This is a genomic window from Candidatus Egerieousia sp. (assembly GCF_056211015.1).
Genome location: NZ_JBAELF010000130.1, coordinates 1 through 12160, shown reverse-complemented (window position 1 = coordinate 12160; position 12160 = coordinate 1). Strand labels below are relative to the sequence as shown.

Genomic DNA, 12160 nt, shown 5'->3' with positions numbered 1-12160 from the left:
AAAATTGCTAAGATGTCAACCTCGCACTTGCAGCCTTGTGAGTGCTCTCTCTTTTTGTGCCATTGGCTCAAAATGTATTAAAAACAAGTCAAATAACGCCGGAATAACCAGAAACGGCACAATTAATTTTCGTATGAAAATGTTCAAAGGAAATTTCAAGACGTGGCAATGGTACACAATCATAGTTTCAATGATTGTCTATTCCATTTTCTATTTTGTCCGCAAGAATTTCTCAATAGCAATGCCGGGGCTTACAGCCGAATACGGCATATCAAATACAAGTTTCGGAATTGTGATAGCCATTGGCTCGCTGGTCTATGGTTTCAGCAGATTCATAAACGGTTTCATTGTTGAGAAGGTGAGCACCAAGGTCTTCATGGCAGTGGGACTCTTCCTCTGTGCGGCGGCAAACTTCTGCTTCGGATTCGGTCTGGAACTGAGCTACGCAATAACAGGAGTTCACCAAGGCCCGCAGTTCATTAACATGCTCATACTTGTAATAGGCGTTACAATTGTCCTGAACCAGTATTTCCAGGGCTGCGGCTTCCCTCCTTGCGCAAGAATGCTGCCTCAGTGGATTGCGCCGAATGAACTGGCAACCAAAATGAGCATCTGGAACACATCCCACTCCATAGGCGCTGTTATTGCCGTAGTTATCTGCGGTCTGATAATGACAAACATGGGAGCCGACATGAGCGGCAATTCCTCCATAGTTGCTCAGATTACAGGCAACCTTGCAGGCAGCATAAAGGACTGGTACAACATTCCTCATGCCGAGCAGCAGGCCAAGATAATGTCCTACGCCACCCATTACGGAGCCTGGCGCTGGTGCTTCTTCATTCCTGGAATGGTTGCCGTTGGAGGTGCCATCCTTGCTCTTCTTGCCTTGAAGGACACCCCGCAGAGCGTTGGATTCCCGGAAATAGAAGGCACTGAAACAGGAAAGGACGCCCTCAAGGACAAGAAAGGAGCTCACAAGGGATTCCTTAACCACATGGTGTTCCGCAACAAATGGGTCTGGTATTTTGCAACGGCCAACATTTTCGTGTACGTACTCAGGATGGGTGTTCTGGACTGGGGCCCGAAATTCCTCACCGAAGACCGCGGAATGAACATAAAGGATGCCTCCTGGAGCGTTGCCGCATTTGAAATCACCGCAATAATAGGCACCATCTTCGCAGGTTGGGCAACCGACAGGCTTTTCAAGGGCAAGGCCCACAGAATGTGCCTGTTCAGCATGATAGGTTCGGTTCTGTTCTTCGGCATATTCGCTCTGGTTCCAATGCCAACCATTCCTAGCATCTGCATGCTGGCTCTCGCAGGCTTCTGCATCTACGGGCCTCAGGCTCTCATTGGAATAGGCGCAGCGAACCAGGCCACAAAGGAAGCATCAGCAACGGCGAACGGTGTCACAGGCATTCTGGGCTACATCGGTTCAGCACTTTCTGCACTGGCGATAGGTATAATAGCTGACAACCTTGGCTGGAACTGGGTTTTCATAACCTTCATCATCACCGGACTTGTAGGCGCCATTATCTTCCTCTTTATGTGGAATGCTCCGCGCGACGGCTACAAACGCGCCCAGGATTACACCAACAATCTGCTCAATGAACAGAAACAGGAGCAGGACAAATAAGAGATGGATATGACAGAGGAACTGAAAGACAGACTGCGGAAACTCAGGCACGTTGCCCTTGACATGGACGGAACCATTTACATGGGCAGGACTCTGTTTCCATTCACAATACCCTTCCTGGAAAAGCTGGACAGACTTGGAATTGAATATTCCTTCCTGACCAACAATCCGTCAAAGTCAATCAACGATTACATTGCCAAGCTCCACCGCATGGGCGTTCCCTGCAAGGACGAGCAGATGTACAGCACCACCACCGCCACCATTGAATATCTGAAGGTCAATTATCCGGATGCAAAACGCCTGTTCCTCCTGGGAACCCCTTCAATGATACAGCAGTTTGAAGATGCCGGATACATCAGCTGCGAGGATTCCGCCAACGATGTTCCAGACGTTGTGGTTGCCGCTTTTGACAAGACTCTCACCTACTCCCGCCTCTGCCGCTGCGCATGGTGGATTTCCCGCGGGCTTCCATATCTGGCCACCAATCCGGACTGGGTCTGCCCCACAGATGAACCTACAATCCTGGTTGATTGCGGTTCAATCTGCGCCTGCCTTGAAGGAGCTACGGGTCGCAAGCCGGACCTTGTGATAGGCAAGCCGAACAAGGAGTTCCTGCTGGGCATACTGAACCGCAGAGGTCTGAAACCGGAGGAGGCCGCAGTTGTTGGAGACAGAATTTATACAGATGTGCAGACCGCCCTCAATGCAGGTTCCTGCGGTGTGCTCGTGCTCTCAGGAGAAACAACTTTGGAAACTGCACTTGCAGCAAAGGAACCGCCTACCATCACCTGCAAGGACATTGAGGAATTCGGCAACTTACTGGAGGAGGCCAGATCATGAGCGGATATCTTTTACTGATTTATTTTCTCATTGCCATTGCACTTATCATTGTTGCAGGCGCCAGATGGAAAATTCATCCTTTCCTTGTACTTATTGGAGTTAGCATGCTGCTTGCCCTTGCCTGCGGCATTTCCCCTGAAAGACTTCCGGCCGTAATAGGAACCGGCTTCTCATCCATTTTCGCAAGCATAGGTCTTGTAATCATTTTTGGCACAGCGATAGGTATGATACTTGAGAAAAGCGGCGGCGCAGTCAAACTCGCCGACATTGTTCTCAAGGCCGTTGGCAGGAGACACCCCCAGCTGGCCATGCTTCTGCTCGGATGGATTCTTTCAATCCCGGTGTTCTGTGACAGCGGATTCGTTATTGTAAACCCTATCAGAAAGTGGATGGCTCGCAGAAGCGGTGTAAGTCCAGTAACGCTTGCCGTAGCGCTTGCGGGAGGACTTTATATAAGTCACGTTCTCATACCCCCCACACCGGGTCCCATTGCAGCTGCAGGAATGCTGGGGTTGGAAGACAATCTGCTTCTGGTCATAGGCCTTGGCGTTCTCTGCTCCATCTTCCCTCTTGCCGTCTGCTATTTCTGGGCAAACCACATCGGCCCCAAAATCGCTCTCGATGAAGAACAATCAAGCTCACGCAAAGTTCATGGCAAATCTTATAATTGCTATGATGAAAGTACGGATTCGAAACTTGCAGGAAGCCGCACTTTAAATGTTCAGGCCAATGGAACTGAGACCGAAAGCGCAAGCGAACTGTTCAGAAAATCCATCGCTGTGGAAAAACTTCCTGGAGGATGGATGAGCGCCCTGCCTCTGATAGTGCCGATTCTGCTTATGGGAGTCTCATCAGTGCTCTCAATGACTGGCTCAAAGGTCAGCTGGGCCATATTCCTTGGCAAACCGGTGATTGCGCTGATAATCGGCTTCCTGTGCGCGCTTCCTCTCATAAGGAGAAATATGATAAATGAAGTCATGGGACAGACGCTCACAACCGCCGGTCCTATTATCTTCATAACCGCCGCCGGAGGCATTCTGGGGCAGGTTATAATGGAAACAGGTTTTGTGGATTTCGTGAAGGAGAATGCAAGTTCGCTTTCTGGCATAGGCATATTCTTCCCTTTCCTGATTGCGGCAATACTAAAGACATCGCAGGGTTCTTCAACGGTTGCAATCACAACAACGGCCGGAATAATGGGGGCTTTCTCAAGCAGCGAATCGCTCATGAACGTTCTCGGACTATGTTCGCCACTTGCCGCAGGACTTACCGTAATGGCCATAGGCTCCGGTGCAATGATGGCTTCGCACGCAAACGACAGTTACTTCTGGGTGGTCACCAATTTCAGCGGAATGAAGCTGGAGCAGGGCTACAGGACACATACAATGATGACCATTCTCATTTCGATTGCCGCCATGCTTGAAATATGGCTGCTGTACTTGCTGCTCTGCTAAGTAGTCTTCACAAAAACCGGGAATCATGCTTTGCATTTGTGATACGTCAATAGAACCATACTGGAACCTTGCGGCGGAGGAATATCTGCTCAAGGAATTCAATGAACCCATATTCCGTCTCTGGAGAAACGACAACGCCATAATCGTTGGCTGCAACCAGAACACTCTGGCTGAGATTGATGCCGAATATGTAAATCAGCACAATATTAAGGTGGTCAGGCGCCTTACCGGCGGTGGCGCTGTGTTCCACGATCTTGGCAACCTCAACTATACCTTCATTGAACCACGTACCGCCGCCTCGAACAATCCTGTGGAAATGTTCCGCAAGTTCACAGCACCAATAATTGCTGCCTTGAACTCACTCGGGGTGAACGCAGCGCTTGTTGGCAGGAACGATCTGCTGATTGACGGCAGGAAGTTCTCCGGGAATGCCGTATGCATTTACAAGAAGCCCGATGGCAGCGAAAGAGTGCTTCAGCACGGAACGCTGCTGTTCAACAGCAATATGGCCGACATCAGCGGTGCGCTAAAGGCCCGTCCGGAAAAATTCATTGGAAAGAGCGTTACCAGCAACGCCCAGCGCGTGACCAACATCTCCTCACACCTGAACAACGGCTGGAGCGTTGAGGATTTCCGCAGTTTCCTTATGGATTACATTATTCGGGAATTCAATGAACGGGGGGCAAGTTCGTCATCCTGCAACGGTATTCAAGGACAAAAAGCAATCAATGACATTGTTATAAATGAGCCGGTGAAATGCGAAGTTTATGAATATAATGCAAAGGACATTGAGGCCATTGACAAACTCTGTGCTGAGAAATATTCCCAGCAGTGGTGGAATTACGGCAAATCCCCCAGATACAGTTTCAAGAACGTGCGTAAATTCCCGTTCGGACTCATTGAAATATATTTCAACGTCAAGGACGGCCGTATCTCCAACCTCAACATATTCGGTGATTATTTCTCAACGCAGCCAACCCAGACCGTAGTTGACGCTCTTGAAGGAACGATGCATACGCCGGGGGCTATCGAGGCTGCCTTGAACGCACTTCCACACCCGTTCGAGGAGTACTTCTCCCCTGCCGGCCAGGACTCCACCCAGCACCTGACCGCCGCTGACTTCGCCCGCCTGTTCTACTGATATTCTTTGTTTCGGGATTTTTGAGAAAATATATTTTGCATTCTGGAATTTTTCTTTACTTTTGTAAAAAAATTGGAGGATGAGGATTGTTGCACATAGAACCCTTAAAGAATTCTATGAACAGGAGGGACATGAAGATGCCAGGATTCCACTGGAACGATGGTACCATGAAGTGGCTGAAGTGCAATGGCACAATTTTGCTGAAATGAAACAATATTTCGGTTCTGTTGATTCTGTTGGAAACCAGCATTATGTTTTCAATATCAGCGGGAATAAATACCGTTTGGTGGTTGTTGTGAAATTTGTAATGGGATATGTCTTCATCAGATTTGTCGGGACTCACAAAGAATACGATAAAATTGATGCGGCGTCAATATAATGGCTTTTGTTATGAGAAAAATTACTGAAGAACAATATAGGTTCGCGCAATCAAGAGTTGAGGCACTGCTTCCGCTCGTTGATGACAATACACCGCTTTCAGATCCTAAAGCCGTGGAACTTGTCATGATGTCCGATATAGTAATCGATTATGAGCAGGAGCATTTCCCAATTGAGAAGCCAAGTGTAGCCGAGCTCATTTCAGACGGACTTAAAGATAGCAAAATCACGCAGAAGCAACTGGCAGAGGAGCTGGGAGTCAGCACCACACGCGTGAATGATTTCGTTTCAGGCAAATCAGAACCTAATTTAAGAATCGCAGGACACATCTGCCGTTTTCTCCACATAAGTCCCGCCGCCATGCTTATGATCTGATTCTGTAAGATTTCATTCTACAAACAGATACATATGTTGCAGGTTCAGGCTCACTTTTGAGAATTCCTTGATGAAATCGTTTCCTAATGACCCTCCACCGAATCCCCTACCATTATCGGACTCCGCAATTATTGGCTTGTTATATCTGAACATAGAAGCTATTTTCTGATTGCAGGCAATGCAGCGTCCATTGGCCTGCCTGCCATCAGGCAAATCAGATATGCTGCCACCGGGATTGCCACAAGTATAACCAGAGCGGAAATGATAATTCTTTTTTGACTGCGACCGAGTTTCATAGCAATTGATTCTTCTCATACAAAGATAACCAGTTTTTGAACTTAACCAATTATTCCAATCGCAAAGAATCATCATACTGCTTTGGCGGAATACTGTTTCAGACAGAAAATGAGCAAATCCTGTACGGATTGGGAAAAAACAGACGTTTCGTACAAGAAAAGGCGAAATTCTGTACGGAACCTGAAAAAAGCGTGACCATAAGGATGCTGAAAGTGGCTAATGGTCACGTTTTGGGCGAAAATGTGACCGAATGTAGCGGAAGACACTGGAATATGAAAAAGCTTTGCCCAGGAAAGGCAAAGTTTTTCAGATGAAGTGCCTTCCGCAACCAAGCAAATCGCCGGAAACAGGAAAAGGGTCGCATCAGCGGCCTAGCGGAAAATCACTAGATTTCGTCAACTCCCACCAGGCCTTCAAGAACGGCATATATTGCCATGCGGCCTATGGACTTTGTGCCAAGTTTGGCGCAGATGTTCGTACGATGGAAAATCACGGTTGCCTGAGAAATGCAGAGTTCACCGGCAATTTCCTTGTTCAATTTTCCTTTGACCATTCCCTTGAGGACATCCTGCTCGCGCTCCGAAAGCAACTTGCTTATGCGTACAGGAGCGGCGGAAGTCATGTTATGAAGGCTGTGACCGCTCTGGTGCATCATTATGAACGAACGGAAAAGTTCCTGCTCGCTGCAGGCAATGTTCAGGCAATGCCAGCCGGTCATGTCCGATAGAAGCCCTTCGCAAAGCACAAGACACTTCCGCCTGTCAGTGAAGAAATCCGGATTGTCACGCACAACACTCTCGGCCACAAAGAAATGAAGAACATTTTCATTACCATCAGCCTGGTAGGCACTCAAGGAAGGATAGCTTGCAACGCTGAACTGCCCGAAAAGTCTTTCAAAAGGTGCGAAGTCAGTTATCAGAGACCTCACCGCCGCGCAGCACAGGGCATTTGGATGTATTATGGCAATGATTGGTTCTGACATAATGTTGTTCGAGCACTTTCAGTACACAAAAATAGTGAATATATTTGATGCTTTTCAAAGAATTGTCCTATTGCATATCAATCCAATTGGAATTAACTTTGCCATGATGAGAGGATAAATGTTTTGAAAATTTAACACATCACAATATGAATATTAAATCAGTAGGCGTTCTCACCAGCGGAGGAGACGCACCTGGAATGAATGCGGCAATCAGAGCCGTTACAAGAAGTGCAATAGCGGAAGGCTGGAAAGTCTTTGGAATTTATCGCGGTTGGGAAGGGCTTATCAATGACCACGTTGAGGAGTTCTCCACGGAAAGCGTTTCCAATATCATCCAGCGCGGAGGCACAATACTCAAGAGCGCCCGCAGCGATATGTTCCGCACTCCGGAAGGCCGCACAATTGCATACGAAACACTGAAAAGGCACGGCATTGACGCTCTGGTTGTTATAGGTGGCAACGGCTCACTTGCCGGCGCTCAGGAACTTGCCAAGGAACACGATGTTCCTGTAATAGGTCTGCCCGGAACGATTGACAATGATCTTTATGGCACTGACCACACAATAGGTTACGATACGGCCCTGAACACCATAGTTGAGTGCGTTGACAAGATAAGGGACACCGCCAACGCCCACGACAGAATCTTCTTTGTTGAAGTCATGGGCCGTGACGCAGGATTCCTTGCACAGAACAGTGCCATTGCAGCAGGTGCGGAGGCAGCCATCATTCCAGAAGATGCAACGGAGATTGACCAGCTGGCAACCTTCATTGAGCGTGGTATTAGAAAATCAAAGGGCAGTTCGATAGTTCTTGTTTCAGAAAAGGACGGATGCGCAATGAAATATGCGGAAAGGGTCAAGAACGAGTACCCTCAGTTTGATGTACGCGTATCCATACTCGGCCATCTCCAGCGCGGAGGCAAACCAAGCGCCTACGACCGCATTCTGGCCAGCCGTATGGGCTACGCAGCCATTGACGCTCTCAAGGAAGGCCAGAGGAACATTATGATTGGCATATACCAGGACATTCTCCTGAACATCCCTATTGCCAAGGCCATTAAGATAAACAAGCCTATTGACCAGGAACTCATTGACGTACTGAACGTTCTTTCCATTTGATATAGTTTGAACTGTGACTCCTCAAATCCAGCCGATTCCCGAAATTTCATTAATTCGCACTATGAAACGAATTCTTTATCTTTTTACAGCCATATTATTCACGCTTGGAGCAAATGCACAGGATGCATCACAGAAAGCCAGGGAGCTTCTGCGCCAGGACCCTACCAGAGCCGCCAACCTTCACCACACATACGAAATACCTGAAATAGTTGACACGCCTGCTCCGGAAGGATATGTTCCTTTCTACATAAGCCACTACGGCCGCCACGGCAGCAGATACCATACCTCGGAAAGCAAGATTACCGAAATCTCAGTTTACCTCGACACCCTGCTTACTGAAGGCCTGCTTACGGATGAAGGCAAGGCTGTTTATAATACACTGTCGATAGTGAAGGAAGAGCATGAGGACCTCGGAGGTATTCTCACCCAGAAAGGCAGCCTTGACCATCAGGGCATTTCACAGAGAATGTTCGAGCGCTTCAATCCGGTATTCAATCAGAAGGAACGCAGGGATATTCTCTGCGTTTCAACCGAAATCCAAAGGTGCATACAGAGTATGGCAAATTTCGCAATGCAGCTCAAGGGCAACAACCCGCAGCTGAACATCTCACTGTACACCGGCCCGCGTTTCAAGAAATACCTGCTTGCGGATGTGCCATACCAGAAGACCAATGTCCGCAGGGCCCAAGTACGTGATTCCATACTGAGGGCAAGCCTGAACACGGAACGCATAATGAAGGCCTGGTTCACAAATCCGGAGGAAGCGCAGAAACATTTCGGCAAGAATGATTCTGCCAAATTCATATACAAGGTATTCCAGGCCGGCATAATAGCCCAGAATCTGGACATTGAGAATCCGTACATTTACAAGTACTTCACGGAGGACGAGATATATGCAATGTGGCGCACAGACAACGCCGAGAAATATGGAATAATGTGTGCTTCCATTGAGAATGAAAGAATCAGCGATGAAGTTGGCCGTAATATCCTCAAGGACTTTGTTTCCAAGGCCGACGAAGCACTTGCAAGCGGGAGCACAAAAGCCGCTGACCTGCGTTTCGGACACGATTCAGGACTTCTTCCTCTCATCAGCTTCATTCAGATTGAGGGCCAGAACAGAATCATGCACATGGCCGATGCCGAAGCCAACGGCTGGTACGGTTTTGTTGCAATGCCAATGGCCTCCAACCTGCAGCTTGTATTCTACAAGAAAGTTTCCGATGGATGCACCGGCTGCAACAGTGACAATGATATTCTCGTAAAGATTCTCTTCAATGAAAAGGAAACCATCATTCCTGCCCTGCCAGCATTCCAAGGGCCTTACTACAGTTGGAGCGAACTCAGGGAGTATTTTGTAAAACTTTGAATCCCTAATATTTAAGTTATATGAAATCTTTCAGAAAACTAGCATTTCTGCTTTTAACATTTGCTTTTATGGCTTCACCTGAAATTATCCGCGCACAGGACATTACTCTTCCTGCCCACGAAACAAACAGCGCAAAAATGTCCGTTTCCCAGGCATTGGCCACCAGACATTCAGTCAGGGAATATTCATCAAAGGAGCTCTCCGTCCAGGAGTTGAGCAACGTCTGCTGGGCCGCTGTTGGAATGAGCCGTGATGACAATCACCGTACTGCTCCAACTGCAATGAATAGACAGGAAATCAGGCTTTTTGTATTCGACAAAACTGCCGTGTACGAGTACATGGCAAAAAGCAACGTTCTGAGACAAGTGGTTAAAGGTGATCACAGAGACTTGCTGGCAGGAGGAAAGTTCCCTCAGAAATTCGTCATGGACGCTCCCGTTACATTGCTTATGGTCATTGATTTTGACCTGTTCAAATCCCAGGATGAGCACGCAAGGCAGATGACCTGTGTTGATGCCGGAATAGTTTCCGAGAACATCAACCTATACTGCCAGGCCGCAGGACTTGTTACCGTTCCAAGAGCTCAGATGGACAAGGAAGGCATTTCCAAACTCCTCGACCTCACTGCAAACCAGCTGCCAATATTGAACAATCCTGTAGGATATCCGAAGAACAAATAGTTCAGGCTTTCATAACCATTCCTATCTTCTTTGCCATCTGAACAGGATGGCATTTTTTCTCCTGCCACACAGCGAATCCCGAACGCTGTATAGTGTAAAATCTCTTTACAGTATGTGTAAAGAAACTTTACACTTTTTCTATGTCAAGGAATTGGGAATATACTGATTATTAGCAAAATATGGCTGTTGGCACGCCAAATGCTATACATTAAAAGTATAGGTTAGTGAATAACAGCTATGAGAATGATCCATATTAAAGCTATTCTTATTCTGGCGTTTTCGACATCGCTTTCAATTGAAGGCATGGCACAAGATGAAGGCACAGAAAAAAGGATGTCTCTTCACGACTGTATGGAGTATGCGGTAAGCAACTCCACGAAAATGAGGATACAGGCGGCGGACCGCAGCGATGAACAGTGGCAGAGAAGACAGGCTATCATGCGCGTCTTCACGCCGAGTGTTGATGCACAGACCTATGCTGACAACCAGTACGGAAGAAATCTGGATCCTGAAACCAATACTTATAACAAGGTGACAACCTTCCACAATGGATACAGTGTAAGTGCAGGTATTACACTCTTTGATGGCTTTCAGTCGGTTAACAATATGAAAATGGCATCAACAGCTGCCAAGATAGGACTTAGCAAGGAACAACGGACACGTGACGAAATCTGTCTTGCAACAATGGAGGCATATTACAATGTAATCTATTATACGGAGCTTGAATCTGTACTGAACGGACAGGTGGCTACGGCGCAGACAGCAAGGGACAAGGCTGTCCGTCAGGAGGAACTTGGACAGAAGGGACATGCAGATGTGCTGCAGATGGAATCTGAACTTGCTCAGAAACAATACCAGCTTATTACAGTCAGGAATCAGAAGAATGATGCAATGATTACTTTAAAGGATGTAATGTTCTGGCCTGCTGAGGATGAACTTATTATTGACATTGATGTTTCAGAACCTATATTGACTCTTGCCCAGGTTTCAGAGCTGTCTTCTTCTGCTAAAGCCGTTCTTCCGGATGCAAAGATAGCCCTATTGAACGTAAAGCAGGCAGCGTTGGGCCTGAAATCTGCCCGTGGAGCATATTCTCCAACTTTAGGGCTGCATGGCGGATGGTCTACCACATATTACACCTATCCAGGCAGAGCAGGCTACACACCGAGGTCCTTCGGGGACCAGTTCAAGAACAATGGAGGTGAATACATACAGCTTTCACTGAGTATCCCGATCTTCGACCAGTTCAGACGCCGTACGACTCTTAATATGAAGAAGAATGCACTTGTTCGTGCTGAAGCGGAGCTGGAACAGAAGATGCGTGACATAGAGAACGAAGTGGTCCGCGCCATAAGTGACCGTGAAGGAGCTCAGGCTTCATTTCATCAGGCAGCCCGCCTTGCCGATGTGCAGCAGGAGGCATATCAGCTGAGCACGAAGCAGTTCGAGACAGGGCTGATCTCGGCAATCGAGTATCAGACCGCTTCGCAGACATACCTGAATGCAATGGCCGAGAGGATGAACTCTCTGCTTCAGCTCAAGATCAAGGACGCAGTGGTGCGTTACTATAATGGAGAACCTTATATCAATCAGTAAACAATTCCGACAATGGACAAGATAATTGAAAGACCTACCGGCTGGAGAGCCGCATTTACAAGGAAGGCACTCCCGTGGTGGATGGGCGCTGCGCTTGCGTGCCTTGTGCTCTTCCTCCTGATAAAGCCTAACCACAGCACTCTGCGCGTGAGTGGCGACACCATTTCGGTGAGCGAGGTGAAGGCCGGAGAGTTCAACGACTACATCCGCCTGAGCGGTACGGTGCAGCCGCTGGTGACCATTCAGATAAGCCCTATCGAGGGTGGCATTGTGGATGCCATTCTCATCGAAGAGGGC

General features: G+C 47.8%; 12 protein-coding genes and 1 pseudogene. 11 read left to right on the top strand and 2 right to left on the bottom strand.

Translation table 11 applies throughout. From position 1 onward, the window contains the following. Window positions 1-133 precede the first annotated feature (133 nt). The 6 genes from AC06L3_RS08535 to AC06L3_RS08510 all read left to right on the top strand — a co-directional run bounded on the left by AC06L3_RS08535 (window position 134) and on the right by AC06L3_RS08510 (window position 5824). Window positions 134-1636, top strand: coding sequence for an MFS transporter (locus tag AC06L3_RS08535; RefSeq protein ID WP_475670199.1), 1503 nt, complete (start codon window positions 134-136; stop codon window positions 1634-1636). Window positions 1637-1639: 3 nt separating this feature from the next. Continuing rightward, window positions 1640-2476, top strand: a complete 837-nt coding sequence (locus AC06L3_RS08530; RefSeq protein ID WP_475670198.1) for an HAD-IIA family hydrolase — start codon at window positions 1640-1642, stop codon at window positions 2474-2476. Then, entirely contained in the window at window positions 2473-3930 is a 1458-nt protein-coding gene (locus tag AC06L3_RS08525) for a GntP family permease (RefSeq protein ID WP_475670197.1), read from the top strand. Before AC06L3_RS08530 ends, AC06L3_RS08525 begins: the two co-directional genes overlap by 4 nt. 25 nt (window positions 3931-3955) lie before the next feature. After that, a complete protein-coding gene (locus tag AC06L3_RS08520; protein WP_475670196.1) occupies window positions 3956-5071 on the top strand; it encodes a lipoate--protein ligase in 1116 nt (371 codons plus the stop codon). 79 nt (window positions 5072-5150) lie between these two features. Next, entirely contained in the window at window positions 5151-5450 is a 300-nt protein-coding gene (locus tag AC06L3_RS08515) for a type II toxin-antitoxin system HigB family toxin (RefSeq protein ID WP_475670195.1), read from the top strand. Window positions 5451-5461: 11 nt separating this feature from the next. Next, on the top strand, window positions 5462-5824 hold the full coding sequence (locus tag AC06L3_RS08510; RefSeq protein WP_475670194.1) for a helix-turn-helix domain-containing protein: 363 nt from the start codon (window positions 5462-5464) through the stop codon (window positions 5822-5824). Window positions 5825-5836: 12 nt separating this feature from the next. Here the strand turns inward: AC06L3_RS08510 and AC06L3_RS08505 are convergent, their stop codons facing one another. Together AC06L3_RS08505 and AC06L3_RS08500 are read right to left on the bottom strand one after the other, a co-directional pair. After that, window positions 5837-6139 carry a hypothetical protein gene (locus AC06L3_RS08505; protein WP_475670193.1) on the bottom strand — a complete coding sequence of 101 codons (303 nt, stop codon included), beginning with the start codon at window positions 6137-6139 and terminating at the stop codon, window positions 5837-5839. Window positions 6140-6506: 367 nt separating this feature from the next. Further along, a complete protein-coding gene (locus tag AC06L3_RS08500) occupies window positions 6507-7103 on the bottom strand; it encodes a response regulator transcription factor (RefSeq protein WP_475670192.1) in 597 nt (198 codons plus the stop codon). A gap of 146 nt (window positions 7104-7249) precedes the next feature. Between AC06L3_RS08500 and pfkA the strand changes: the two genes are divergently transcribed. From pfkA to AC06L3_RS08475, 5 genes and pseudogenes are all read left to right on the top strand, one after another. After that, window positions 7250-8221 carry a 6-phosphofructokinase gene (gene pfkA, locus AC06L3_RS08495; protein WP_475670191.1) on the top strand — a complete coding sequence of 324 codons (972 nt, stop codon included), beginning with the start codon at window positions 7250-7252 and terminating at the stop codon, window positions 8219-8221. 61 nt (window positions 8222-8282) lie between these two features. Next, window positions 8283-9587, top strand: a complete 1305-nt coding sequence (locus AC06L3_RS08490) for a hypothetical protein (protein ID WP_475670190.1) — start codon at window positions 8283-8285, stop codon at window positions 9585-9587. A gap of 68 nt (window positions 9588-9655) precedes the next feature. Beyond that, a complete protein-coding gene (locus tag AC06L3_RS08485; protein ID WP_475670189.1) occupies window positions 9656-10267 on the top strand; it encodes a nitroreductase family protein in 612 nt (203 codons plus the stop codon). A gap of 237 nt (window positions 10268-10504) precedes the next feature. Further along, window positions 10505-11863 carry a TolC family protein gene (locus AC06L3_RS08480; RefSeq protein WP_475670188.1) on the top strand — a complete coding sequence of 453 codons (1359 nt, stop codon included), beginning with the start codon at window positions 10505-10507 and terminating at the stop codon, window positions 11861-11863. Between the two features lie 12 nt (window positions 11864-11875). After that, a pseudogene (locus tag AC06L3_RS08475) lies at window positions 11876-12160 on the top strand (efflux RND transporter periplasmic adaptor subunit); the annotation flags it as partial.